The following is a 25,930-nucleotide window of genomic DNA, read 5'->3' as shown; positions in this document are numbered from 1 at the left end:
ATTTCATTATTTGAGAACCTTATTTTACTCATATTAAATCACCTCATAACTTTATTGTACAAAAAAAGAACCTATATAGATAGACTCTCTTTTATAAGTGTCCATCTTATAGGTTCCATTTTAAATATCAAGCATCTTTTTATTATGATACGCTTATTGCATTTACTGGGCAACTAGCTTCTGCATCCTTAGCTTCATCTTCTAATTCACTAGGAACATCAGGATTTTTTGCTACTGCCTTTCCATCATCATCCATTTCAAAAATTGATTCACAAATTGATGTACATAATCCACATCCAATACAAGTATCTTTATCTACATGAGCTTCCATACTATAATCTTCCTTTCTTTATTAATATCAATAATATTTTACCCATGAATATATATTTTATGTATTTCTTACTAATACAATCCTTCAAAGATTAAAGAATATAAATCATTATTTATTACATATTCCTCTGCTATACCTTGTTCTAAAGCCTCTGTTAAATCTACATTAATTGGAAGTTCCCCAATTAAAGGTACCTCTAAATATTCAGCATGTTCCTCTGCTGATTTTTTACTAAATACTCTCATCTTAGTATCACAACCAGGACAATTTATATAAGACATGTTTTCTACAACACCTCTTATTGGTAAAGGCATCTTATTTGCCATTGTTATTACCTTTTTAACTATCATAGATACCATATCTTGTGGTGTTGAGACAATGATAAGCTCTGTAATAGGGAAGCTTTGCATTACTGTTAAAGTTATATCTGATGTTCCCGGTGGCATATCTATTAATAAATAATCTAGTTCTCCCCAAGCGGTATCAGTAAACAATTGAGTTAGAACGCTTGTTACTATAGGCCCTCTCCAAACAACTGGATCATCTTCCTTTGGTATTAATAGATTCATTGATAGTACTTTTACTCCACCCTTTGATTCTACTGGATTATATTTAAAGTTATTTTCATCAATAGGCTCAATAACTGCTCTTTTATTACTTATACCAAAAAATCTTGGCATTGAAGGGCCTGTTATATCAGCATCTAAAACACCAACCTTATATCCTTTTTTTCTTAATGTACTTGCTAATATACCAGTAACTGTAGATTTACCAACTCCACCTTTACCGCTTATTATTCCAATTACATTCTTTATCTCACCATACTTAGGTAATAACTTACCACACCCTTGAGCTCCAACAGTATCCTTTGAGCTGCATTTATTTTTACTTGGACAAGTTGAACAACCTGACATAATACTTACCTCCTACCAGTTTTTCTCTACTTCTTTCGGAATATTATCCTTATTATAAATCGAAATATTCCACTCCTTAAATTCGTTTTCCCCGACTACATAGTAATAATACTCCATGTTATTTCTTTTATCTTGTACTGTTATATTACTCTTATATATAGTTGAATTATGTCCCCTATTTTTAATGTTTATAACAATATCAAACTCATTTTGATTATTATTTACCATCTCTACATTAGGTGTGATCTTTCTCGCTTTCGTAAGAAAACTCTCTATATCTGAAGAAAATATATATTTTAAGCAATCTACATCTTCTTGTACGTCAATTCCAACCTTATTATTTCCATCATTAAGAACCTCTTTTTGAAGCTCCATAACATCTAATATAGAATTATAATATATGTATTCAAAATCTCTAGGTTTTCTAATTATTGATAAGTTTTGAAGAATCCCTTCATCTAATCTTTTAGAAACTGTAAAACTAATATCATCATTATAAAAGTTTCCATCATATGCTCCAACTACATAATTAAAAGTCTTAACTTCATCCCCGATTTTTATTTCAAATATGTAGTCTGGCTGTAAATCAGATTTTTTTTCGCTAACTTTTGCCTTTGACAGAAGATCATACATGTTTAGTATAGCTTTATCATCAGTTACAAGAAACTTAAACGACTTATCCCTAACACTTTGAATACTTATAACCTCTACTTTCCCACTTCCTAAGTAATCAAAATAACCATTGTCGCTTTTAAACTTACTTTTTATATTATCAACCATCCCACAAGATGTTAAGCTAAATGACAGTATTATTACTAATATAGTAATTATATTCCTTATTGGCTTTTTCAATTATATCCTTCCCCTCTATTAAAAAGTCAATAGTATCCCTACAATAACTTATAGTTAATTAGGAGAAGCATTAGCTTCTCCTAATTATAAATAAATTATAATACTTTAATTCTTTAATAGCAAATCTTATTAAATGATTATTGAAAACTCTTTGATATATTATCAAAGACAACATTTATGCTATTCTTTTCCCTTCCCTTTATATAGGAATATTTAATCATAAGAACTTTTCCCTCTGAGTAATTTCTAAGATAATATTTATTTATAGTATTGTCCTCTTTTTTATTTATAATATACCAAGTACTATTATCTTCTACTATTTTTATATCATCTTTATTTATCGTTATATCCTTACAAATAGATTCTATTTTACCACTTGTAATAGATATATTTCCATGAATATCATTCCCATCAGTGAAATTAACATTTATATAGCTATTGGAATTATCATCTATTTCCCACCCTACTGGTAGTGAAACTTTATATTTTCCCTCTCTCAACAAATAAACATCAAATTTTTCTATATTATTATTTGAAATTGCAACTTTTCTTATATCATTTATAAATAGATTTTTCATACAGACTATAAGAAACATTAGGAATACCATTAGGGTTATTATATAGATTTTTTTCTTATTCATTTAATATACTCATTAGGATTTATAAGTACACCCTATTATAGCACTCTATTGCATAGGTACTACAACAGTTGAATTTTTGAAATCATAGAACATTAACCAACATCCCATTCCATCCCTAGTCTCATCATTAATCCAAGTTACAAATCCAGTCTTTCCTTCATAAGGTTGCTCATCCCTATTTTTCTTTCCTGGAATACCATAAACTATATATCTTAGATTTCCATCCTTATCGCATTTATATCCAAGCATAAAGTGTCCATATTTTCTTATATATGGGTAGTAATTAAGCATTGGATAATATGCTACTGTATATCTATTATAATTTGACATATTGCACATTTCATGCAAATCATGAACCGGAACTTTATACCATTTACAATATTTTATTTCCTGATATTCTCCTCTACAGTTTTCAAACCCACTGGCAATTCCTTCAAAGTATTCTCCAACACTTCCTCTTATAGTAAATACCTTCGGATCTTCTTCAACTTTTTCTTCTATCTTTGCTTCTATCTTTTCTTCGTATTCATCAAATTTGTTCCTCTTATTATCCATGTCTAATGGATCCACTGTATATTTCTTAATCTCTTCTTCTTTACTTTCAACTAGATTCTCTTCAAGCTCTTTATCTGTAAATGTATTATCTTCGTTAATAACTTCATCTTCATCAATACTATTATTATTACTATCTCTATTTAATGAATTCATTCCATAATAATCAACATAAGTAGTTTTATTTACAAATGGATTTTCTACATCATTTTGATTTATAAATGGATTATCTTCACTAATAATTTCTTCTGAATGAATAGGCTCTTCTGCAATTTCTTCTATTGGTTTTCCAGTTTCTATAGCATCCTCATCATCTATATTTATAGGATCAATGCTATCAATTTCTTCTATAACAGGTCTTTCTTCACTTCTAAGATCTTCTTCTCTATGTTCATCACATTCCTTTTCTTTCTTCTTCTCTTCATGATATTTATGATCATCAATCATCTTTTTTTCATGGTGTTTATTTTCATCCTTTTTCTTCTTTTCATCTTTCTTAATGTATTCAATCTTATCCTTTATTTTTTCGTGAGCAGATTTTACTATCTTGTAATTTTTCCAATTGTCACTTGGTTGTTCTCCATTTATGAAACCACACATTATTATAATTGGCATTCCATTCTTAACCTTAGCTATTGCAGCTCCTGATATTTTATCATAAGATAATCCTAATCCTGCTATGTCATCAACAGAATATTCCTTTGTTATTTCTGCCTTACCACCATCTGAAATATCAACCTTTCCTAGGTTTACTATTTTCTTAGTATCTTTCTTATTGCATATAGCCATAACGCAATAATCATCATCATCATTCCTTAGATTTTGAGCATAAAAAGAAATTTTACATGTATCTCCTCTTGCTTCTATCTTTGAATATCCTGATAAGGTTTTGTCATTAGAATTAGAGTATCCTCTTTCATCTTCTTGTAAAATAATAAAATTTCTATACAACTTATTTAATTGTGACAAACCTCTAGAACCTCCACTTTACATTAATTCAATACATTATATGCATAGCATATCTAAATATGTTAAAAATAAAACTCGTGAGATTATTTGATATTACACCAAATTTCTCACGAGTAAAAATAAATACTATATTAAATCAAAACCTATCTTAAATATTGATTTATCTTATCTGACAAGGTAGCAAACTCTTCAATAGTTAAAGTTTCACCTCTTCTTTTTGGATCAATACTAGCTTCTTTAAATGCTAATTCTAAGTTTTCTTTACTTAATCCGATATTTTTCACACCATTCCAAAGAGTTTTTCTTCTCATATTAAATGAATTTCTAATTATATCAAAAAATAATTTTTCATTTTCAACCTTAACTTTCGGCTCACTTAATTTATCTAATCTTATAACTATAGAATCAACTTTTGGTCTTGGTATAAAGCATTGAGGTGGTACTCTTCTAACTATTTTAGTATTACAGTAATATTGAACTAATAATGAAAGGGAGCCATAATCTTTATTTCCAGGATCTGCATTCATTCTTTCTGCAACTTCCTTTTGTATCATTATCGTCAATGATTTAAATTTATAACCCTCTTTTAACAATTTAACTATTATAGGCGTAGTAACATAGTAAGGTAAATTAGCAACAAGTTTTACACTTTTTTCTTCTCCAATTATCTCATTAAAATTAACCTTTAAAGCATCATTATGTATTAATGTAAATTTAGGATTATTTCCTATTTCTTGATTCAAGATTGGTATAAGATCATTATCTAACTCTATAGCTACTACTTTTTTAGCCTTATTTAACAATTGAGCTGTTAATGTACCAACCCCTGGGCCTATTTCTATTACTAAGTCATTTTCATCTACTTCTGCACCAGCTACTATATCTCTTGGAACTGAATCATCTATTAAAAAGTTTTGCCCTAAGCTTTTAGAAAATTTAAAATTATATTTTTTTACTAACTCAGCCGTTTTTACATCTTGTATCTCCATTACTTTTTCACCCCTAAACTTTCTTCTATTTTTTGTATCGCCTCAATAAACTCTTCTTTCGTTATAGAATATTTATTTAATCTACTTAGCATCTGATTTGCATTTCCATATCCTATTCCTAGTTCTTTGCCTAGGATTATTCTTCTTTTTTTTGAATCAATATCACCCGTAAGTTTAAAATGAAACATATCTTCAGAAGTATATATTTCATCAACTACCTCTTCTGATATTTTTGCTCTATTTAAAGCCTCTATGATAACCTCTGGAGTTGCATTTTCTACTCCTATATCGTCGCCTTTTATTCCATCTTCTTGGGCTATATACGCATGCTTTATTCCTTTGACTCTTTTTGCTATTATACTTCTAATCTTTTCTCCGGCAAAATCAGGATCAGTTAAAACTATTACGCCTTTTCTTTTTTGAGCCTCTTTTATTCTTTCTATTACTCTAGCATTTATTCCAAATCCACCAACAGCTATAACTTCTGCATCAACAGCTTGCTTAACAGCAGTTATATCATCTCTACCTTCAACAACGATAACCTCTTTAATCAAAATATTAACTTCCTTTCCGCTAATAAAGAAATCTTTTATTTATTACATCTAAATAATAATTTATCCTTATATTCTTATTATGTCAAATTAATTAGAAAATAAAAGGGTGCTCTAACTTTAGAGCACCCTCTTATTTTACCATTCTCCTGGATAAGCTAAAATATAAACAGCAACATTATATTTTCTTCCCCAGCTGTTATATGCTTCTGCTTCAGAATTTACATATACATCTACGATATTTCCTTTAATAGCACCACCAGTATCTGCAGCTACAGCTCTTCCATATCCCTCTACATAAACTAAACTTCCTAAAGGAATAACTCTTGGATCAACCGCTATAGTACTTATACCATTTGGATCTCTAACAGGTACCGTTCCTGTTGCTGTAACTCCACCACCACTATATGCAGTAGACTCACAATATATTACGCTCTTATAATTTAATAGCTGACCATCTCTGCTTGCAACGGCTTTTCTTGTTCCTTGCGCAACCACTTTATTAACTGGCTCTGCTAATACCTTGGAGCTTTTAACAGTTCTAGAAAATTCCTCACCATTTTTGTAAACTATTTCATAAGTGACTTCCTTTTCTCCTGACGCTCCATCTTGTCTTACTTCTTCTAGTCCACTATCAAGGTTTGCATCCGATTCAACTACTACATCAAAATCAATAGCCTCCTTGGCTAATTCCTTTTTCACTTCAACCTTAGTAAGGTTAATTTTTAAATCCGATGTAATTTTCGTACTTAATGCAGGAGTTATCTCGTCTAAACCTTCATTAAATTCAATTCCTTGATTCTTAAGTTCTTCTTCTACTTCTAGCATTTCTTCAATAGTATCTTCTGCAGTGTCAATTTTTACTTGTTTATCTCCTACAGTAAGTTCTACTGAAACAGCTCTCTTAATAGAAATTGTATCTCCTTCAGATACCTTACTATTTAAAGCTGGTTGAACTTTATCCTTAGGGTTAACTTCCACCCCGTTTGTATCCAACACATCTTTAACAGTCCCTTTATATGTGACGAACGTTTCTTCTTTACCGTCTATTTCCATTATTACTGTCTTTCTCATATTTATGAACGTCACTGATAAGATAATAGCAACTACCGCCACACTCATCAGTATTTTTGCCTTTGGACCGTTAGAAAAATTGTTTTTCATGTATTCTTTGCATTTTTCTACCATCTACTTTACCTCCTTTGGCAAGAGCGTCTTTTGCATTATAATTGAATTGAGCGCTTTTGTCAAATTAAGACCTCCTGCATTAATGAAACTGCGCATAAATGCATAATATGCATATTTAAAATATAAATTATAAATAATAGCAACTTTGCAGCCTTTCATAAAAAGTAGATTTGTGTTTTATAAAACTTCATCATTATGTATTAACAAAATAATGAATTTGGCATTTTATTGAAATTATTACTTTTTTATTGTACTTTATAAATTATTTCCAATCAACCTCTTAAAATTATCATTTACAGCTAAATTAACTTCTTTTGGGTCTAATTCCTTTATTAAAGCAATTTGTTCTATTATATAAGCTATATAGTCTGATTTATTCCTTTTCCCTCTATTTGGTGAAGGAGCCATATATGGACAATCTGTCTCAACTAGTAATTTTTCTAGTGGGACATGCTTAACTACCTCTACTATTTTTTTTGCATTTTTAAATGTGACTACCCCTGTTATACCAATATAGTATCCAAGTTTTATACATTCCATGGCAAATTCAGTGCTACCTGAGAAGCAGTGAACTATCCCCTTTACATTAGGAAATTCTTTGATAACCTCCAAAGTATCTCCATGTGCCTCTCTATCATGTATTACTACCGGAAGATTTAGTTTTTCTGCAAGCTTCATTTGTTGTCTAAAAACTTTCTTTTGTATATCCTTTGATGGATTTTCATCCCAATAATAATCTAATCCAATTTCCCCAATAGCAATTACCTTTTTATTCTTTTGAATTAAATCTAAAATCTCTTTTTCTACATCATCATTAAATTCGTTCGCATTCTCTGGATGTATTCCCAAAGCTCCATAAATAAAATCATTTTCAAGCGTTAATTTATTAACTTTTGATATGCTTTCATAACTGGAAGCACAATTTAAAATCCCTATGACTCCATTTTCCTTAATTTGTTTAAATACACTTTCTCTATCTTCATCAAAAGCTTCATCATCATAATGAGCATGTGTATCAAATATTACATATTTATTTTCCATATATATTCCTCCAATTCATTCTGAAATTATTATAAATATTATTATATTACAAAAAAACATAGAATACACATTTTATCTTTATTTAATCTTCATTATAACTATAAGTAAAAAAATAAGGAGGCTGCTAAAAAATTAAGCAGGCTCCTTTATGTTATTTATATACTATTATATACTATGTTTTTTCCCTGAATTTCCAATGTTATTGGCATGGTCACCTATTCTCTCTAGATTACTTATCAAATCTAAGAATATAACACTTGATGCTGCAGAACATGATTTTTCATTTAATCTCTTTATATTATTTTCTCTAAATTTCTTTTCTAACTTATCTATTTCATTTTCTATTTGCTCTATTTCCATTGGAGCTGTTGGATTTTTACTATTATAACTGCTAATAGCAACTTCAATAGCCTTGACAGTTTTATCAAATATTAGTGATAATTCTTCTTTAGCTTTATCTCCAAGATGAATATTCTTATTCATTTTTTCTACAGCTAAATCCGCTATATTCTCCGCATGATCCCCAATTCTCTCTATATCGTTAATTACATGATATGTTGAACTAAATAATTTTATGTCTTCTTCTGGTAAATCTAGTTGTGAAAGCTCAACTAAATAATCAGTTATATCCTTTTCTAATGCATTTATTATTTTTTCATTTTTATATACCTTTTCAGCTGATTCAGTACTATTTTCAGTGAATGCCTTCATAGATAACTCTAAGTTTTCTTTTGCTTTAGTAGCCATTCTTATTGTCTCTTTAAGTACTTGTCCATTTGCTACTATAGGAGTTTCTAATAAATTTTTATCTAAATATATAGCTCCTTCTTTTTCTATTTCAGCATCACCTGGAAGAATTCTGTTAACTATTTTCACTAAATATGCTGATAATGGTAATAACAATACAGTAACAGTAACATTAAATATAGTATGAGCATTAGCAACTTGTCTTGCCACACTTGTTGGATCAGTTGATTCCACTAACCTTATAAATGGATCTATAAATGGGAAGAAAATTAATGCTCCTATTGAATTAAATAGTAAATGTATTAACGCAGCTTTTTTTGCAGTTCTATTTGCTCCTAATGATGCTAGTATCGCAGTTACACAAGTTCCTATATTACAACCTAATATTACAGGAAATGCCAAATTCATATCTATAGCCCCTGTTGTTGCTAATGCAACTAAAATACCAGTTGTTGCTGATGAACTTTGCACAACTGCTGTCATTCCAAGTCCTGCTAATAAACCTAAAATGCTATTATCTGCAACTACAACTACAAAATCCTTAAACCAACTTGCTTCTGCTATTGGCTTCATAGAATCAGACATTACGCCCATTCCCATAAATAGAATACCAAAGCCTAAAGCTATGCTTGCTATATCTCTAACCTTTTTCTTCTTAGCTATAAGCATTATTATTGCTCCAGCGCCTATAAATAACGGTGCAATTGCATCTAAATCAAATGATACCATTTGAGCTGTAATAGTTGTACCTATATTAGCGCCCATTATTACCCCTGCAGCTTGAAGTAAATTCATTAATCCTGCATTTACAAAACTTACAACCATAACTGTTGTTGCACTTGAACTTTGCACTATTGCTGTAACTAAAGCTCCTAATAAAACTCCTATGTACTTATTACTCGTTAATTTTTCTAATATTGATTTTAATCTCTCACCTGCAGCATTTTCTAGACCATCTCCCATAAGCTTCATACCATACAAGAATAAGCCTAATCCACCTATTAAACCTGTTATAATAGCAAACTTGTCCATTAATTATTCTCCTTACAAATTAAATAATTTCAATTGTTAATATAAAATTAATATTTTGTTAACAAAAATACTATACAACTAATAGATAAAATTGTAAATATTAAATAGTATGTAAACTTATCCTTATTTTGAAATTTATCTATTTATTTTAAGAAGACCTTTATAATGTATTCATAGTTTATTTATTTTTTTGTCACACTATTGTCATATTATTAATGTATTATAATAACTGTAAAGTAGTTAAAGCATTATTATTTACCCCTAAAACCATCTAATGGTCCCTAGATTAAATTATTCCCCAAAGTGATTTAATCTAGGGTTTTTCCATTTGGAATATTAATTTTTTTCTTCTTTTAATCTCTTAACCTCTTCAAAAGCCCTTTTCTTATCAAGTCTTTTAAATAATATTTCTAAGCCTAAAATTTCTCCATTCTTCTTTTCTACATAACTCCATATAGGTTCCTCTAAACCTAAAGATTTTCTTATTTTCTTGCAAGTGTACGGAATAAAAGGCTCCAGTAAGTTAGATAAATTTACAACCGCTTGAACGCACTCATAAATCCTATTTTTAGCTTCCTTATTACTCTTTTCTAATTTTATTTTTAATAATTCATCTTCAAGATATTTATTCATTTTTTTTACATAAGACATAATATCTAAAATCGCATTTTTAAACTTACCTTCTTCTATATTATCACCTACATCAAAATATAGATTTAATATTTCATTCTTAAAATCATTTGATATAACTCCATTAGGTATCTTAGATTCATAATTTTTATTAATAAAATCGATTGTTTTATTAACAAAATTACTTAATGAATTAACTAAATCTCTATTTACTACATTTATAAAATCTCTCCAAGTAAAATCTGTATCCTTGCCTTCTGGAGAATACAAGGCTAAATAGTATCTAAACTCATCAACATCATAATTATCAACTATATAGTCACCCCATATAGCCCAATTTTTAACTGACGAGAAATTTTTCCCCTCTAGCTTCATATATTCGCTTGATATGACTCTCAAATTAGGATTCTTTATTCCAATTCCAGCTAATATAGCAGGAAATATTACAGTATGGAATGGTATATTATCTTTACCATGAACAAAATAAACTCTTGAGTCTTCCCCCTGCCAATATTCTTTCCAGTCCTCATTTCTTTCTTCTAGACACTTCATACTAGCTGTTAAATATCCCATTACAGCTTCAATCCAAACAAATATTTTTTTATCATCATATCCTTCTAAAGGAACATCTACTCCCCAATTAAAATCTCTTGTAACAGCTCTATCTCTTAATCCTTCGTCTAAATATCTTTTTACTATTTTTTGAGCATTTTCTCTCCATCCCTTTTGCCTAATTAAAAGTCTTCTAACATCATTTTCAAAACTTGAAAGTGAAAAGAATAAGTGCTTTGTTTCTTTTAATATTGTTTCATTACTACAAAGCTTACATCTCTTATCTAAAAGTTCTTCTGAGTCTACTATTTCTGAACAACTTTCACATTGATCTCCCGAAACAATCTCTCCACAATGTGGACATTTTCCCTCTATATATCTATCTGATAAAAATTCTTTGCAATTCTCACAATATGTTTGCTCAATTTCCTTTTCATATATATAACCTTTATTATATAACTCAAGTATGAAATCCTTAACCTTTGCTTCGTGATAATTAGTGTGAGTCTTCTCAAATACATCAAAAGAAAATCCTAGACTATCAAAACACCTCTTAAATTCATCATGATATTTAATAGTTGCTTCTAACGGAGTTATTCCTTCTTCTTTTGCTTTCATAGTTACTGGTGTACCATGACAATCTGTTCCTGATAAAAAAACCACTTCATCTCCCATAAGTCTGTGATACCTAGCAATTATATCTCCTGGGAGTAGTACTGCTATTCTTCCTAAGTGTAGTGGTCCATTTGCATAAGGCCATGCATTTCCAACAATTATATTCATAAAAAACCCCCTTATATTTAATTGACAATTGATAATGGATAATTGACAATTATGGAGAAAACTCAGCTAAATGCTGAGTTTTTATAATAAATGTATTATTAGGAATTTTCCCAGAAGGAAAAATCTCATCCAAAATTGTCCATTATCAATTATTCATTATCTAACTACGCTTCCTGTTGGTAGTTCTCCTGGATTTACCACCTTTAATAAGCTATCATCATCTGTTGATGCTGCTAGTATCATTCCTTGTGATAATTCTCCTCTTAATGTTACAGGTTTTAAGTTAGCTACTAGTACTACATATTTTCCAACTAGTTCTTCTGGTTTGTAGTATTGTGCTATTCCTGAAACTACCTGTCTTTCTTCTCCATTTAAATCTACTTTTAGTTTTAATAACTTTTTGGCTTTCTTTATGGGCTCACATTCTAATACTTTTACTACTCTTAAGTCTATTTTTTCGAAGTCTTCTATAGTTATTTCTTCTTTAATTGGAGTTATTTCTCTCTTTTCTTCCTTTTTATTAGCTGCTAATTGTGCTTCTCTTAATGCTTCTAACTCTGCTATTTTTTTATCTACGTCTATTCTTGGGAATAAAGCTTCACCTTTTTGAACCTTAGTTCCAACTATTGTTCCATTAAAATCATTTAATGATTCAAATGTAATATTGCTTGCATTTATTTGCTCATTAATTTTCTTACTTGTATCTGGTAAGAATGCAGATAATAAAACTGATGAGAATCTTAAGCTTTCTATTAAGTTATATAAAACTGTTCCAAGTCTTTCTTTCTTTTCTTCATCCTTGGCTAATATCCAAGGAGTTGTTTCATCTATATACTTGTTTGCTCTACCTATTAATTCAAATATATGCTCTAATGCTTCCGGAATTCTTAAATCATCTATAGCCTTATTAACTTTCTTTGGAGTTTCTAATGCTAAGCTTATTAATTCATCATCTATAGCTTCTTTTACATTATTGTTTGGGATTACTCCATCAAAATACTTTTCAATCATAGCTACAGTTCTTGATAATAAATTTCCTAAGTCATTACATAAATCTGAATTTATCTTCTTTATAAATATCTCATTATTAAATAATCCATCTGATCCAAATGGTATTTCTCTTAATAAATAATATCTAACTGCATCAACGCCAAAGTTTTCAACTAATGTTACTGGATCAACTACATTACCTTTAGATTTAGACATTTTTCCTCCATCAACAAGTAACCATCCATGGCCGAATACTTGCTTTGGTAATGGTAAATCTAATGCCATTAACATAATTGGCCAATAAATAGTATGGAATCTTAAAATATCCTTACCTATTAAATGTACATCTGCTGGCCAATATTTATCATATAAATCTTTGTTATCACTACCATATCCTAATGCTGTTATATAGTTTGAAAGTGCATCTATCCAAACATATACAACATGGTTTTCATCAAATGTTACAGGAACTCCCCAGTTAAAGCTAGTTCTTGAAACACAAAGGTCTTGTAATCCTGGCTTTAAGAAATTATTAACCATTTCATTTTTTCTTGATTCTGGTTGTATAAAATCTGGATGAGCTTCAATATACTCCATTAATTTATCAGCATAATTACTCATCTTAAAGAAGTAAGCTTCTTCCTTTGATTTTTCTACTGGTCTACCACAATCTGGGCAATTACCATTAACTAATTGAGTTTCTGTCCAGAAAGATTCACATGGAGTACAGTATAAACCTTCATATGATGATTTATAAATATCTCCTTTGTCATATAATTTTTTAAATATATCTTGAACAGCCTTTATATGATAATCATCAGTTGTTCTGATAAACTTATCATAGCTAATATTCATCATCTTCCATAAATCTTTTATTCCTGATACTATTTCATCTACGTGCTCTTTTGGTGTTATTCCCTTTTCTTCTGCTATTCTTTGTATCTTTTGACCATGTTCATCTGTTCCAGTCAAAAACATTACATCATATCCTGTTAACCTCTTATATCTTGCAAGCGCATCTGCTGCTACAGTTGTATAAGTATTTCCAATATGAAGTTTAGTTGATGGATAATAAATTGGTGTAGTTATATAATATGTCTTCTTACACATACCATTTCTCCTCCCTAACATTGTTATCTTCTTTATAATAAAAAAATCTCTATATAGGTATATTAAGACCTATATAGAGACGTATTATACGTGTTACCACTCTAATTCATACTTATTTCACAATAAATATCTCAATAGGTGAATTTAATCACCCTGCAATATAACGGTTGCTCCCGTATTCCCCTAACCTTTATAGCTCAGGAAATATGCTCCAAGGCCATCTTCATAAAGTTTCTTGTCGCTAGCTTTCACCTTCCCCAGCTCTCTTTAAGACATTCTTTCTTTATTACTCTTCTTTTCATCGCACTTTTTCATTTATTATTATGATATTCTATATTAAAAATACTGTCAATTATTTTTAGTATATGATTATTTATCAAACTTTTTCTTTATTAACTTATCGATCATTAATCTTGATAATAAAACCATAAATAAACTAAATAGCAATATAAATGTAAAAGTATTTTCACCAATTATAAATAATACTATAGCATTAATTATAAATAATCCCGTTCCTACAGATCCATAAATTTTACCTGCTAATTTATTTGAATACTCCCATGAATATTTATCATTTAATGAATACTTATGTTTATATCCTATTTTTGTATCTGGATATTTAGTTGAACTAGTTTCATATAGTCCTCCGAAGATAAACATACCTATCGGAATCATTTCTACTATTAATAAGTAAACCCAAAAATTCATATAATCAATCCTTAATAAACATATTTGTAATTTATATTTTATAATAACAATAACTATATCTGCAATATATATTTATAATTATGTAGTTACTATTTATTTTTATTTAGTAACTACATAATTATAAATCCAATTCTAATCTAAAAGTATTTATTATAAACACTTATGAATTGAAGTTGCACTTATAAACTAATATTATATAATTTATATGGTATAATATTATGTACGGAATTGAGAATGGAGTTGATGTTGTGGACAAATTTGAATTACCTCATCTAGGTTCTAGAAATATCAAAACAGCTCTTTCTGTTTTGGTTTGCCTGATATTTTGGCCAAACTCTCTTTTTGCTGCAATAGCAGCTATAATCTGTGTTCAAGACACGGTAGAAAACTCAGTTAAAACTGGCCTTAATAGATTGATAGGTACTTTACTTGGTGGTATATTAGGCGTTTTATTACTTTTTACAATAAACAAATTAGACTTAATATCATTTTCAACAATAATAACTGCGCTTGGTGTATCTTTAATAATTTATATTTGTAATTTAATAAAAAAGCCTGCTGCATGCTCAATTGCTTCTATTGTATTAATAGGAATCCTTATTTCTCAAAGTTATGATGACCCTTTAATATATTCTATTAGAAGAACTGTAGAAACAGCATTTGGAATAATAGTTGCTATAATTATTAACAAATATATTCATCCACCAAAAAATAAAAAGCAAAATACAAATGAAGAATTGAAAAATACAAATAATAACTAATAGATAAATAAACTTACAAAAGATTAAGGGAGAAAATAATATGAATTTGACTATTCCTAAGATTGGACTTAGAACTATAAAATCCGCAGTTTCAGTATTTCTATGCTTATTATTATTTCCTAATGAACCTTTCTTTGCTTGTTTAACTGCAGTTATATGTTTGCAAGACACAGTTTCAAACTCAGTTAAGATGGCAATAAACAGGGGACTTGGAACAATAGTTGGAGCTATTATAGGATTATTATTTTTAATTATTTGTAGATACTTCAAATTTAATATTGAATCCATAGCTTTAAGTAAGATATTAATTTATATATCTATATCTATAGGTATCATAGTAGTTATCTACTCTTGTAACTTACTAAAAAAGCCTGGAGCAATTAATGTATCATGCATTGCATTTCTTGGAGTAACTACTATTCACGCCTTCACAGACCCATTCTATTATGCAACTAATAGAATAATAGAAACTCTTTTTGGTATTTTAATAGCATTACTTGTTAATAAATTTATTTTACCACCTAAGGAGTAATTTCTTATTTAATAAGAAGATATAGCTACATCAAGATAAACTTTGATATTAGCTGATAAAGAGGGAAGTTCTAATTTGAGCTTCCCTTTTTGCCCATATATAAATAATAGACAAAAATTTCTGTTTAAGTTTAAAAGCGTCTTTAAGTAAGTAAAATCAATGGTTTAAAAGGAGCTCATCTTTCGCGAGCCCCTTTATAAAAATAAGAGATTCTTTTTAAGATAATAAATCTTACTTGAAATTGAATAAATTTTATATTAAATAGATTTCTGAGACTTCGCCTTTTTTATTAATAACTATATCTCTCTTGTTTGAATTTTTAAGAATTCCTTTTCTTCATCATTCAGATGGGGACTTAACTTTTCAAATACAGTTTTATGATAGTTATTTAACCAGTCCCTTTCTTCATTTGTAAGCATATCTATAGCTACTCCATTTAAATCTATAGGACAGTATGATATTGTCTTAAATCTATAAAATTCACCGAACTCTTGAGATTTTGTATCTTCTATAACTAAAAGAGTATTCTCTATTCTTATGCCATGCTTCCCTTCCTTATATACTCCAGGTTCATTAGTTATTATCATCCCTGGCTCTAACACTGTTAAATTTCCTTCTGGTCTTATCCCTTGAGGTCCTTCATGAACATTTAAGAAGAAGCCTACACCATGCCCTGTTCCACATTTATAATCTATTCCATAATTCCATAAAGGCCTTCTAGCTAATATGTCTAAATTCATTCCAGTAGTACCCTTTAAAAATTTTGCCGTTGATAAAGCTATATGTCCCTTTAATACAAGAGTAAAATCTCTCTTTTCTTCTTCTGTTATATGCCCTAAAATAAATGTTCTTGTTATATCTGTTGTTCCATCAAGGTATTGTCCACCGGAATCCACAAGAAACATTCCTTCTTGCTTTAACTTATAGTCTGTTGCTTCTGTTGCTGAATAATGCATCATAGCTGCATGCTCTTTATAGCCAGCTATAGTTCCAAAGCTGTCTCCCCTATAGTTTTCACCTTTAGATCTAAATTCGGTTAACTTTTTGCTTGCTGATATCTCTGTTATTTTTTCTTTTCCCATATTATCATTTAACCACTTTATAAATTTAACCATAGCAACACCATCTCTAACTTGAGATCTTTCTGTATTTGCTATTTCAACTTCATTTTTTATAGCTTTTAATGTTGTAGTGATATTCATTTCTTCTATTACTTTTATGTCATTAATTAAACATGAATATACCTTTGCATTCAATTTATTTGGGTCTATTATAGTTGCATCCTTTATTAATTTTACATGTTCTTCTATTTCATCATATTCATATATTTCAAAGCCTTCATTTTTTAACTTCTCTCTTGTATAATTATCTACCTTATCATTATTTATATATAAATTAGCATAATTCTCATTAATAAGAACATAAGAAAGTGCAACTGGATTAAATTTAACATCATTTCCTCTTATATTGCAAAGCCATGCTATATCATCTAAAGAAGAAATTATATAATTTTTAGCTCCTTCTTCTTTCATATGTTTTCTAACTTCTTGTAATTTTTCTGAAGCATATTTACCAGAATAAACTTCATCATGTATAAATATTTTACTTTTAGGTAATTCAGGTCTTGATTCCCAAATATCCTTTAATAAGTCATAATCCATATTAAGATTAAATTTATTTTCTTTAGATATCTCTAGAAATGCTTTGTATTGATTAACTGAAAATAACATTCCATCAAATCCTAAAGTTTCTCCAGATTTAATATTTTTCTTTATCCATTCTTCAATAGTTGGATATCCTGGTGTTCTCATCTTCATAAGTGAGATTCCGCTTCCATTAAGTTCTCTTTCTGCCTGAATAAAATATCTACCATCAGTCCATAAAAATGCTTCTCCTAACCCAACCAAAAGTATTCCTGCTGATCCTGTAAATCCTGATATAAATTCCCTTCCCTTAAAATACTCAGCAACATATTCACTTTGGTGTGAATCGCTACTTGGAATAATATAATAATCTATATTTTCTTTTTTCATGACTTCTCTAAGTTTTTCTAAATTATTCATATTTGCCCCCTTAAAAACTATATATTTTTTTATAAATAATATTATAACCATATATTTCATGATAATCTATAGATTCAATTAATTCTAAATATATTCTATTTTCTGAATATTTATTGATTTAATTAGACTTTTTTTATATAATTTATGTATTGCATAAAAAGGGGGAGACTTATATGGGAGATATATGTAAGTTTAAAAGTTTTATAGTTGAAGCTAAGAAAAATACTTATGCTTCAGGAGCTAAGAAAGAACCATCTTCTAGACCAAACTCAAAAGACTACGCTTATAAAAAATATAGTTATTATTACCTTGATAGTCATATTGGAGATAAAGAGTTCATAGGCGAGGAATTAGTTTGGCATAATGAAAAGGTTTGCTGGGGAATGAATTATAAAGGACAAGTCCTTGTTAATGAAACACCATCTGGGTTTAATAAGTTTTTAAGAAGCGCTTTAAAAAACGTATCAGAAGATTCTCCATTCAGAGGACCAAAATATTTTAAAGACGAAGATTTTATCTATGAATGTAATTGGGATGGAGATTTATCTTCATTTAATGGAGTTGAATCAATATCTTATGATGGAAATGAAATATTTAAACTTTATTTTCATGGCGGAAGTCTTAAATAAAAATTTTCAAATTAAAATGAAGCTCTACAAGAAATTAACCTGTAGAGCTTCATTTATTATATATTTAATAATATCATCTTGTCCTATAACTAGACTATAGTATTAATTCATTATTATTCTAAGTTAATTTATAATTTTCTATTTTGCTTCTTCAACCTTTTTACCTAATATTTGTACTCCTAAGAATACTGCTATTATTGATATTGGAAGAACTATATACCATTGTAATCCAAAGCCTGCTGGTATATATCCAAATAAAATTGTTATTGCTGCTATAAATAAAGCATACCACATTTGAGTATTCACGTGTGCTATATGATTACATCCAGCTCCCATTGATGAAAGAATTGTAGTATCTGATATTGGTGAGCAGTGATCACCAAAAATAGCTCCAGTTAATACTGCACTTGTACTAACAATCACATAACTCATATCAGGATTCATCGAATATGCTAACGGTATTGCAAGCGGCATCAATATTCCCATAGTTCCATAAGCAGTTCCTGTTGCAAATGAAATAATTGCGCCTAGTATAAATATTAGGCTTGGAAGTAAGAAATTAGGCAATGATCCTGATAGTAATGAAACTAAATATTTTGCTGTTCCTAAATCTTTTATTACGGAACTTAGTGACCATGCTAATAATAATATTACACCTGTTATTAATAAGGGCTTCATACCATCTATCCATGTATCTATTGCTTCTGAAACTGTAAATATTTTCTTAGCTACCCCCATTATTATTGATACTATGCTTGCTACTAATGCTGATTGAAATAATGCAACTGATGCATCTGATGCACTAAAAGCTTCTTGTATTGCTTTAAATGATGTTGGTGAATTAGTCATTATTTGCTTAAGCGCAACGTCCTCTCCTCCCATTATTGCGGAATAACCACTAAAATAGAAACAAAGTAATGCAGTTATAACTAGTACGCCTATTGGAATTATGGCATTCCAAATACTTAGCTTTATTCCTTCCTTTGGTTCAAGTTCAGCATGATCCATATTAGAATCTGATGCAACTTCTTCATCTCTAGAATTTAAACCTCTCTTTCTTGCTTCTATTTCCGCTTTATACATAGGTCCAAATTCTTTTAGTAATATTGAAGTAATAAATACGAAAACTAATATTAGTATATTATAAAATCTATAAGGTATTGTTTGTAAAAACACCCCAAAAGCATCAACTTCTTGACCTATTCCATTAATAAAGGCATCATTTATTAAACCAACTTCTAATCCTATCCATGTTGATACAATCGCTAGTCCTGCAATTGGAGCTGCTGTTGCATCTATAATAAATGCTAATCTTTCTCTTGATATCTTCATTTTATCTGCTACAGGCTTCATAATAGGTCCTACTATTAATGAATTGGCATAGTCATCAAAAAACACAGCTAATCCTAATAAAAGAGTAACAACTTGAGTACTTTTTGCAGTCTTGGCTTTTCTTGCTAAAGCTTCTGCCACAGCCTTAGCTCCACCCATTTTAGCAACTAGATGTATAACTCCTCCTATAACTAACACCTGAAGAATTATTCCAGCATTCCAAGGATCAGCTAATGAGTTTAAGGCTCTAGATACAAAGTCCAAAAATGACTGTACAATAGCACCTAAGAATGAATTATCTACTAATTGTACTAAGAAAGTTCCTGATAATGTTCCAATAAATAAAGATATAATTACGTTCTTTGTTAAAAAAGCTAATACTATTGCAACCACAGGTGGTATTAAAGTTAATAGCCCATAATGATTTGCGTTAGATGTAGCTGTATCTACCTCTGTAGCAAAAACTATTGATGTTGATAGTAAAGTCATCATAATAGTCATTAATAATACTTTAAAACTTTTTTTGTTATTCATATTTAATCCCCCTTAATATAACTTTGTAAATAATTAAAGGGCAGAAATTAAAAAGAGCCTTGAGTTTTCACTCAAGGCTCTAACTATACTCTAAACTATAATAGAAAAAAGTAAAATTCCTCAAGCGATAGCTCACCACAAAGCAAGTTTGTGACAGTGTTACATATATTTTATGCAACCCCAGCCATATGATTTTAAAGCATTAATCATACGCTTCGGCGATATTTCCTTTCCTATTAAATCACTGTGCTTACCTCATTAATAGTACTCTTAAGTATCGCGCCTCTACCCTTGTCGTTATTCACATTTAATTTATACTAACATTATACAATCATTATCTTATTAAATCAACCATAATTATTAGTTCTATTTTTTAACAACTTTATTTCTTTGCCATAAAAGCTTCTATTTCCTCTACTGTTTTAATCATTTCTTTAGTTAGAACTTCATTTCCCTCTTCAGTAATTAGAACATCATCCTCTATTCTTATTCCGATTCCTTCATCTTCAATGTATATTCCTGGTTCAACAGTATATATCATTCCAGGCTGAAATATAACATCTCTATTCTCTAACTCAATATCATGGGTATCCATTCCTAAACTATGACCTATGCTATGATAATAAAATTTTGAAACATCGTCTTTTTCTGTAATTAGTCCAAGCGAAATACATTCTTCTGAAATCCAATCTTTTGCCTTTTTATTTAAATCTACAAACTTAACTCCTGGCTTCATTTCTTTAATAACTTTTTCATTAACCCTAAGAACAGCATTATACACTTCTTTCTGTCTTTCAGTGAACTTACCATTGATAGGGAAAGTCCTTGATATATCTCCATTATAATATTTATATTGAGCACCTAAATCGAATAATATTAATTCTCCATCTTTCAATTCTGAATCATTAGTTACATAATGAAGTACTGTAGCATTTTCCCCAGCTGCTGCAATAGTCTTAAACGCAAAATCCTTTACGCCATTTTTCTTGCAGATAAAATCAAAATAGGCTTCTAATTCATACTCCTTAATACCAGGTCTAGAATTTCTCATTAATTCTTTTACGCCCTTTATTGTTATTTCTATTGCTTTTCTTATTCTGTCGACCTCTTCATCAGTTTTGATAAGCCTTAGATTTCCTATAAGCTTAAAAGCATTTTTAATATTTATATTATAATATTTATGTTTAATTTCATTTACATACTTATATGACGTATTTTCTTCTTCTAGATCAAGGTATATATTTATCTCTTCTTTGTTAAGAACCACTTTTTCTATAAAATTATTAAACTCCCCAAGGTATTTAACATCTTCAATCATACAAATTTCAGAAACTTCTTCTTTTCTAATAGTCTTACCTTCCCATTTTTCTGCAATAGGATCAACTTCTTTTATAAACAAATATTCATTGGTTTTACCATTAATCTTAGATAAGACTAAAATATGATTTTCTTCATCAATCCCAGTTAAATAATAAAAATTTCTATTTGGTGTAAAAGGATATTTCTCATCTGCAGTTTTCTTTGGAGCTTTTCCTGCAAATAAAATTAATAAGGAGTTATCTTCAATACTTTTTAATACCTTATTTCTGTTATTCTTATAGAATTCCTTATTCATAAATTCACTTCCTCTTTTTTTACTCCATAGCTAATACTTTAACACTAACAACATTAGGTAATGCTCTTAAAGTATTAACTAAGTGTTTTAAATCCTTCTTCATATTAGATATATCTAATGTTATAGTTACATTTGCAGCCATATTTATAGGTATATCTTGATTTATTGTTAATATATTTCCCTTATTAAATGCAATGCAATCTAAAACTTTAGATAAAGTTCCAGTTTCATGAGATAATAGTACAACTAAAGTAATTTTTTTACTATTTATCCCTTCTGACATAGGAAAAACATAATCCTTGTATTTATAAAAAGTACTTCTACTTATTCCTGTTTGTTTTACAGCTTCACTTATATCTTTAGCTTTTCCCGTAAAAAGATTTTCTTTGACATCTAAAACTTTTTTAAAAACTTCTGGTAATACTTCACCACTAACAATATAAAACTTTTCTGAAGCCATAACATCACCTGCCCCCATATAAAAATTAAATAAGCTATATAATTAATAATTATATAGCTTATTTAAAAGAAAATACATATTATTCGTAATGTTTATTTTTTCATTCTATTTATATATGAATCTTATTTGACTTCTTAACTCTTTCTATAAAAGTTTTTATAAGCGAAATCAATATAGATATAACTCCCCCTAAAGCAAAGCAAAGTTGTATATTTCCTGTAAATAAGCCAACTAATACTCCAATTCCTACTCCGTATGCTAAAAATATTGCTAATATTTTTATCTCTTCATCTGACAAAAATAATCTGTCATTCCATTCCATCTCCTAAACACTCCCCTCCTTTATTTCTATAAATTTATTATAGAATATTTTTCTTGTTAACTAGTTACAAAATTATTACGTATTGTTTAAAAATTGTTAATTATTTTATACTTTTTTCTATTTATAATAAAAGTCTACTTACTAAAAAAACAGCAGCTATTATAGCAGTTAAATCAGCTAATATAGCTGCCCATAAAGTATGTCTAATCTTCTTAATTTGAACTGCTCCAAAATAAACTGTTATTGTATAAAAGATAGTTTCCGTTGTTCCCATAATTACTGATGATATTAACCCTATTGTAGTATCAGGTCCATAAGTTTTTAGAATATCTGTTAAAATCCCAACTGCTCCACTACCTGATAACGGCTTAACTAATACTAATGGAATTACTTCTTTTGGTAAACCAATTAATCCACCTACTGGAGCTATGATATTATTTAATATCTCTAATAACTTTGCCTCTCTAAAGATGTTAACGGCTATAATCATAGCTAGTAAATATGGAAATATGTTTAAACAAACTTGTAGACCTTCTTTTGCACCTTCTATAAACCATTCATAAACTTTTCGTCCTTTAAACATTCCATAAGTAATAATTATTATAACTATTATTGGAATTATACTTTTCGTTAAATATTGAAACATCTGTAGAATCCCCCTTTTAAAAATACCTTTGTAGTATTTTACAACAAACAACGCCCATTATTGCGGCAATAGTACTTGCTAAAACAGCCGGTATTATTATTGCTCCTGGATTACTTGATCCATAAGCTGCTCTTATTGAAATTACAGTAGAAGGAACTAACTGTATGCAAGCTGCATTTAAGACTAAAAAAAGAGACATATCATTTGAAGCTGTTCCTTTCTCCTTATTTAACCTGTCCATTTCTTGCATAGCCTTAATTCCAAATGGAGTTGCTGCATTTCCAAGTCCCATCATATTTGCAGTTATATTCATTACTATTGCACCTAAAGCCTTTTCATCTTTTGCTGCTTCTTTAAATATTAACTTTAAAACTGGTTTTAAAACCTTTGCCAATTTGTTAGTAAAACCACTTTTTTCTGCTACTTTCATTACTCCACACCAAAAACACATAAGCCCAACTAATCCTATAATAAGGGAAACAGTCGAATCTGCTGAAGATATTATAGCTTTAGATATCATTTCTCCATTTCCTGTGAGTAACCCAATTAGCACTCCTAAAAATATCATTCCGAACCAAATATAATTTATCAAAATCTCACCTCTTATGAATTACTTATACAATATATGCCTTGCATCTGATATTTATTAGTGATAGGATAAATATATGTAATATTAATTATGTTCATATACATAAAGGAGACGAATTATGAAGGAATCTAATTTAAAAATAGCTCAAAAGGACATTGATGACGCCTTAAAAACAGTAGAAGATATAGTAAGTGTACTAGATAACACTGATCTTCCTAGAAATGTATTAAAAGAAAAATTTGTTACATTAACAGAAAAAGTTCAGGAATTAGAAAATATATTAAAAACTGAAGGAATTCTTTAAATTTATAATAGAGCAAAAAAACAACTTCATTTCTGAAGTTGTTTTTTTTGTAACCCATAACTCACATTTTCTTATTGATTAGATAACCCACTTCTAATCAGACCATACACTATCATGCTTTCTCATACACATAGTCGAAACTTGAAAACGTTTAATAATATATTAATATAATCATATCATAATTTCTATTTTGTGGCAATACATAAAGAATAAAAAAAGTAAGAATATTGAAATATATTCAATATCCCTACTCAAAACCTTACTTACAGCTTTCTCTTTCTATAAGTTGATAGTCAAGAACATATTGTGATTCTTCTAATTCCTTTTTATTTAACATCTTTATAAGCATTCTCATCGCTACTGATCCCATATCATAACTTGGTTGCTTTATTGTTGTTATCTTAGGATAGAAAACTGAAGAAACTGCATTATCATTAAACCCTATAACACTTACATCTTCTGGGACCTTTTTACCACGTTCTCTCAATGCATTTATTACTCCCATAGCAATTTCATCAGAAGCACATACTACTGCTTCATAATTCTTCTTACTATTTTCAAAATGTTCAATTGCCTCATATCCAGTCTTAACTTTTAATCCTTTAGTATAAACTAAATCCTCATCTACATTAAGATTCTTTTCCTTTAGGGCCTTTTCATATCCTATGTATCTATCTCCCCAGGCATTCATACTATCTTTTTTAGCACCTACATATGCTATGTTATTTAATCCTTTATTTAATAAATAATTTGTAGCTTCCTCTAAAGCCTTTACATTATCTATTATTACACTTGGTAAACTTTCCTCTTTATCTTTAGATTCAACTAATACTGTAGTCAAATCTAATTCATTTATGATATTTAAAGTTTCTTCTTGTAATGATGAACTCATATATATAACTCCATCAACCATTTTCTCTTTAAGTACTCTTAAATATTCCTTTTCCTTTTCATCATCGAAATCAGAGTTACATAATATAACATTATAATCATATATATTAGCAACATCCTCTGCTCCTCTAACTATTTCAGGATAAAAACCGCTTGAAATATCCGGAACTAAAATACCGACTGTTTTTGTCTTTTGCGTCTTTAAGCTTCTTGCTACTATATTAGGCCTATATCCAAGTTTTTTTATAGCGTCTAAAACTTTCTTCTTTGTATCTTCATTTACAACATCTATATCATTCAAAACTCTGGAAACAGTAGCAATTGAAACGCCCGCTTCTCTAGCAACATCTTTTATAGAAGTAGCCATACCAACATCACTCCATTTTTCTTTTTAATCTTTTATCCTATTCTAACTATATATTATACTATTTGCAAATAATTAATACAATATTCAAGGTTTCTCTTTATAATAATTCACTATATATTCACAATAAAAATGTAATATTAACCCAAAAAATATTGTCAAATAATAAAATTAGAATCTTTTAACTTGTGCAAAAATCAAATAATATATATTACTTCAAATTTTCTTTTACTTAAATAATTATTTTAATTACTTAACCAAATACTCTACTTAATTATATAGTAATTGAAAATATAAACTAGAGTTAA

At 29.0% G+C, this 25,930-nt stretch carries 25 protein-coding genes, 1 riboswitch and 1 other annotated feature; of the genes, 4 read left to right on the top strand and 21 right to left on the bottom strand.

The window, feature by feature from the left end:
- Positions 1–142 precede the first annotated feature (142 nt).
- The 13 genes from J7M87_RS07860 to J7M87_RS07800 form a co-directional block, all read right to left on the bottom strand.
- The gene (locus J7M87_RS07860; protein ID WP_008681536.1) at positions 143–331 is read right to left on the bottom strand and encodes a ferredoxin; all 189 of its coding nucleotides are present in this window, start codon (positions 329–331) and stop codon (positions 143–145) included.
- Between the two features lie 71 nt (positions 332–402).
- Complete coding sequence (locus J7M87_RS07855) at positions 403–1,245, bottom strand: Mrp/NBP35 family ATP-binding protein (protein ID WP_291650339.1); 843 nt, start codon at positions 1,243–1,245, stop codon at positions 403–405.
- A gap of 12 nt (positions 1,246–1,257) precedes the next feature.
- Positions 1,258–2,097 carry a hypothetical protein gene (locus tag J7M87_RS07850; RefSeq protein WP_291650337.1) on the bottom strand — a complete coding sequence of 280 codons (840 nt, stop codon included), beginning with the start codon at positions 2,095–2,097 and terminating at the stop codon, positions 1,258–1,260.
- A gap of 137 nt (positions 2,098–2,234) precedes the next feature.
- Positions 2,235–2,738, bottom strand: coding sequence for a hypothetical protein (locus tag J7M87_RS07845; protein ID WP_291650335.1), 504 nt, complete (start codon positions 2,736–2,738; stop codon positions 2,235–2,237).
- 45 nt (positions 2,739–2,783) lie between these two features.
- A complete protein-coding gene (locus J7M87_RS07840; protein WP_291650333.1) occupies positions 2,784–4,259 on the bottom strand; it encodes a hypothetical protein in 1,476 nt (491 codons plus the stop codon).
- Between the two features lie 143 nt (positions 4,260–4,402).
- Positions 4,403–5,248, bottom strand: coding sequence for a 16S rRNA (adenine(1518)-N(6)/adenine(1519)-N(6))-dimethyltransferase RsmA (gene rsmA / locus J7M87_RS07835; protein ID WP_291650331.1), 846 nt, complete (start codon positions 5,246–5,248; stop codon positions 4,403–4,405).
- Entirely contained in the window at positions 5,248–5,802 is a 555-nt protein-coding gene (gene rnmV / locus J7M87_RS07830) for a ribonuclease M5 (protein WP_291650329.1), read from the bottom strand. The genes rsmA and rnmV overlap by 1 nt, the downstream gene beginning before the upstream one ends.
- A 135-nt stretch (positions 5,803–5,937) precedes the next feature.
- Positions 5,938–6,987 carry a 3D domain-containing protein gene (locus tag J7M87_RS07825; RefSeq protein ID WP_291650327.1) on the bottom strand — a complete coding sequence of 350 codons (1,050 nt, stop codon included), beginning with the start codon at positions 6,985–6,987 and terminating at the stop codon, positions 5,938–5,940.
- A 255-nt stretch (positions 6,988–7,242) separates the two neighbouring features.
- Positions 7,243–8,028: a TatD family hydrolase gene (locus J7M87_RS07820; RefSeq protein WP_291650324.1), complete on the bottom strand. Its 786-nt coding sequence runs from the start codon at positions 8,026–8,028 to the stop codon at positions 7,243–7,245.
- A gap of 165 nt (positions 8,029–8,193) precedes the next feature.
- On the bottom strand, positions 8,194–9,807 hold the full coding sequence (locus J7M87_RS07815) for a Na/Pi cotransporter family protein (protein ID WP_291650322.1): 1,614 nt from the start codon (positions 9,805–9,807) through the stop codon (positions 8,194–8,196).
- Between the two features lie 336 nt (positions 9,808–10,143).
- Positions 10,144–11,772 (bottom strand): methionine--tRNA ligase, encoded by a 1,629-nt coding sequence (metG, locus tag J7M87_RS07810; RefSeq protein ID WP_291650320.1) that lies wholly within the window; start codon positions 11,770–11,772, stop codon positions 10,144–10,146.
- A gap of 156 nt (positions 11,773–11,928) precedes the next feature.
- The gene (metG, locus tag J7M87_RS07805; RefSeq protein ID WP_291650318.1) at positions 11,929–13,872 is read right to left on the bottom strand and encodes a methionine--tRNA ligase; all 1,944 of its coding nucleotides are present in this window, start codon (positions 13,870–13,872) and stop codon (positions 11,929–11,931) included.
- A 72-nt stretch (positions 13,873–13,944) separates the two neighbouring features.
- Positions 13,945–14,183 (bottom strand) — a binding site (T-box leader).
- Positions 14,184–14,241: 58 nt separating this feature from the next.
- Entirely contained in the window at positions 14,242–14,580 is a 339-nt protein-coding gene (locus tag J7M87_RS07800; protein WP_291650316.1) for an SdpI family protein, read from the bottom strand.
- 218 nt (positions 14,581–14,798) lie between these two features.
- On the opposite strand from J7M87_RS07800, the gene J7M87_RS07795 reads away from it, so the two are divergent.
- Both J7M87_RS07795 and J7M87_RS07790 read left to right on the top strand, forming a co-directional pair.
- Entirely contained in the window at positions 14,799–15,341 is a 543-nt protein-coding gene (locus J7M87_RS07795) for an aromatic acid exporter family protein (protein ID WP_291650315.1), read from the top strand.
- A 40-nt stretch (positions 15,342–15,381) separates the two neighbouring features.
- Positions 15,382–15,873, top strand: coding sequence for an FUSC family protein (locus J7M87_RS07790; RefSeq protein WP_291650313.1), 492 nt, complete (start codon positions 15,382–15,384; stop codon positions 15,871–15,873).
- Between the two features lie 296 nt (positions 15,874–16,169).
- On the opposite strand, the gene J7M87_RS07785 is transcribed toward J7M87_RS07790, so the two are convergent.
- Complete coding sequence (locus J7M87_RS07785) at positions 16,170–17,936, bottom strand: aminopeptidase P family protein (protein ID WP_291650311.1); 1,767 nt, start codon at positions 17,934–17,936, stop codon at positions 16,170–16,172.
- Positions 17,937–18,109: 173 nt separating this feature from the next.
- On the opposite strand from J7M87_RS07785, the gene J7M87_RS07780 reads away from it, so the two are divergent.
- Entirely contained in the window at positions 18,110–18,565 is a 456-nt protein-coding gene (locus J7M87_RS07780) for a DUF5680 domain-containing protein (protein WP_291650309.1), read from the top strand.
- A gap of 138 nt (positions 18,566–18,703) precedes the next feature.
- Here the strand turns inward: J7M87_RS07780 and J7M87_RS07775 are convergent, their stop codons facing one another.
- The 6 genes from J7M87_RS07775 to J7M87_RS07750 all read right to left on the bottom strand — a co-directional run bounded on the left by J7M87_RS07775 (position 18,704) and on the right by J7M87_RS07750 (position 24,066).
- Positions 18,704–20,431, bottom strand: coding sequence for a Na+/H+ antiporter NhaC family protein (locus tag J7M87_RS07775; RefSeq protein ID WP_291650308.1), 1,728 nt, complete (start codon positions 20,429–20,431; stop codon positions 18,704–18,706).
- A 120-nt stretch (positions 20,432–20,551) separates the two neighbouring features.
- Positions 20,552–20,727: riboswitch (Lysine riboswitch) on the bottom strand.
- Positions 20,728–20,813: 86 nt separating this feature from the next.
- The gene (locus J7M87_RS07770; RefSeq protein WP_291650306.1) at positions 20,814–22,046 is read right to left on the bottom strand and encodes an aminopeptidase P family protein; all 1,233 of its coding nucleotides are present in this window, start codon (positions 22,044–22,046) and stop codon (positions 20,814–20,816) included.
- A 19-nt stretch (positions 22,047–22,065) separates the two neighbouring features.
- On the bottom strand, positions 22,066–22,506 hold the full coding sequence (locus tag J7M87_RS07765) for an ACT domain-containing protein (RefSeq protein WP_291650304.1): 441 nt from the start codon (positions 22,504–22,506) through the stop codon (positions 22,066–22,068).
- Positions 22,507–22,615: 109 nt separating this feature from the next.
- Positions 22,616–22,828 carry a hypothetical protein gene (locus tag J7M87_RS07760; RefSeq protein ID WP_291650302.1) on the bottom strand — a complete coding sequence of 71 codons (213 nt, stop codon included), beginning with the start codon at positions 22,826–22,828 and terminating at the stop codon, positions 22,616–22,618.
- Between the two features lie 121 nt (positions 22,829–22,949).
- Positions 22,950–23,474 carry a nucleoside recognition domain-containing protein gene (locus J7M87_RS07755; RefSeq protein WP_291650300.1) on the bottom strand — a complete coding sequence of 175 codons (525 nt, stop codon included), beginning with the start codon at positions 23,472–23,474 and terminating at the stop codon, positions 22,950–22,952.
- A gap of 16 nt (positions 23,475–23,490) precedes the next feature.
- Positions 23,491–24,066 (bottom strand): nucleoside recognition domain-containing protein, encoded by a 576-nt coding sequence (locus J7M87_RS07750; protein ID WP_291650298.1) that lies wholly within the window; start codon positions 24,064–24,066, stop codon positions 23,491–23,493.
- Positions 24,067–24,181: 115 nt separating this feature from the next.
- Between J7M87_RS07750 and J7M87_RS07745 the strand changes: the two genes are divergently transcribed.
- Positions 24,182–24,367 (top strand): hypothetical protein, encoded by a 186-nt coding sequence (locus tag J7M87_RS07745; protein WP_291650296.1) that lies wholly within the window; start codon positions 24,182–24,184, stop codon positions 24,365–24,367.
- 259 nt (positions 24,368–24,626) lie between these two features.
- On the opposite strand, the gene J7M87_RS07740 is transcribed toward J7M87_RS07745, so the two are convergent.
- Positions 24,627–25,625, bottom strand: a complete 999-nt coding sequence (locus tag J7M87_RS07740) for a LacI family DNA-binding transcriptional regulator (protein WP_291650294.1) — start codon at positions 25,623–25,625, stop codon at positions 24,627–24,629.
- Between the last annotated feature and the right edge of the window lie 305 nt (positions 25,626–25,930).

The sequence above is a fragment of the Clostridium sp. genome (assembly GCF_017888565.1).
Taxonomy (GTDB): domain Bacteria; phylum Bacillota; class Clostridia; order Clostridiales; family Clostridiaceae; genus Clostridium.
The sequence above is the reverse complement of the archived record's forward strand: the minus strand, read 5'-3'. Positions and strand labels throughout refer to the sequence as shown.

Bases quoted from the DNA above. Each gene is read 5' to 3' on its own strand.
- J7M87_RS07775 (WP_291650308.1), bottom strand. From the start codon at position 20,431: ATGAATAACAAAAAAAGTTTTAAAGTATTATTAATGACTATTATGATG.
- J7M87_RS07770 (WP_291650306.1), bottom strand. From the start codon at position 22,046: ATGAATAAGGAATTCTATAAGAATAACAGAAATAAGGTATTAAAAAGT.
- J7M87_RS07745 (WP_291650296.1), top strand. From the start codon at position 24,182: ATGAAGGAATCTAATTTAAAAATAGCTCAAAAGGACATTGATGACGCC.
- J7M87_RS07845 (WP_291650335.1), bottom strand. From the start codon at position 2,738: ATGAATAAGAAAAAAATCTATATAATAACCCTAATGGTATTCCTAATG.
- metG (WP_291650318.1), bottom strand. From the start codon at position 13,872: ATGTGTAAGAAGACATATTATATAACTACACCAATTTATTATCCATCA.
- J7M87_RS07755 (WP_291650300.1), bottom strand. From the start codon at position 23,474: ATGTTTCAATATTTAACGAAAAGTATAATTCCAATAATAGTTATAATA.
- J7M87_RS07790 (WP_291650313.1), top strand. From the start codon at position 15,382: ATGAATTTGACTATTCCTAAGATTGGACTTAGAACTATAAAATCCGCA.
- J7M87_RS07800 (WP_291650316.1), bottom strand. From the start codon at position 14,580: ATGAATTTTTGGGTTTACTTATTAATAGTAGAAATGATTCCGATAGGT.
- J7M87_RS07825 (WP_291650327.1), bottom strand. From the start codon at position 6,987: ATGGTAGAAAAATGCAAAGAATACATGAAAAACAATTTTTCTAACGGT.
- J7M87_RS07815 (WP_291650322.1), bottom strand. From the start codon at position 9,807: ATGGACAAGTTTGCTATTATAACAGGTTTAATAGGTGGATTAGGCTTA.
- J7M87_RS07765 (WP_291650304.1), bottom strand. From the start codon at position 22,506: ATGGCTTCAGAAAAGTTTTATATTGTTAGTGGTGAAGTATTACCAGAA.
- rsmA (WP_291650331.1), bottom strand. From the start codon at position 5,248: ATGGAGATACAAGATGTAAAAACGGCTGAGTTAGTAAAAAAATATAAT.
- J7M87_RS07820 (WP_291650324.1), bottom strand. From the start codon at position 8,028: ATGGAAAATAAATATGTAATATTTGATACACATGCTCATTATGATGAT.
- J7M87_RS07855 (WP_291650339.1), bottom strand. From the start codon at position 1,245: ATGTCAGGTTGTTCAACTTGTCCAAGTAAAAATAAATGCAGCTCAAAG.
- J7M87_RS07785 (WP_291650311.1), bottom strand. From the start codon at position 17,936: ATGAATAATTTAGAAAAACTTAGAGAAGTCATGAAAAAAGAAAATATA.
- J7M87_RS07780 (WP_291650309.1), top strand. From the start codon at position 18,110: ATGGGAGATATATGTAAGTTTAAAAGTTTTATAGTTGAAGCTAAGAAA.
- metG (WP_291650320.1), bottom strand. From the start codon at position 11,772: ATGAATATAATTGTTGGAAATGCATGGCCTTATGCAAATGGACCACTA.
- J7M87_RS07740 (WP_291650294.1), bottom strand. From the start codon at position 25,625: ATGGCTACTTCTATAAAAGATGTTGCTAGAGAAGCGGGCGTTTCAATT.
- J7M87_RS07795 (WP_291650315.1), top strand. From the start codon at position 14,799: ATGTACGGAATTGAGAATGGAGTTGATGTTGTGGACAAATTTGAATTA.
- J7M87_RS07760 (WP_291650302.1), bottom strand. From the start codon at position 22,828: ATGGAATGGAATGACAGATTATTTTTGTCAGATGAAGAGATAAAAATA.
- J7M87_RS07860 (WP_008681536.1), bottom strand. From the start codon at position 331: ATGGAAGCTCATGTAGATAAAGATACTTGTATTGGATGTGGATTATGT.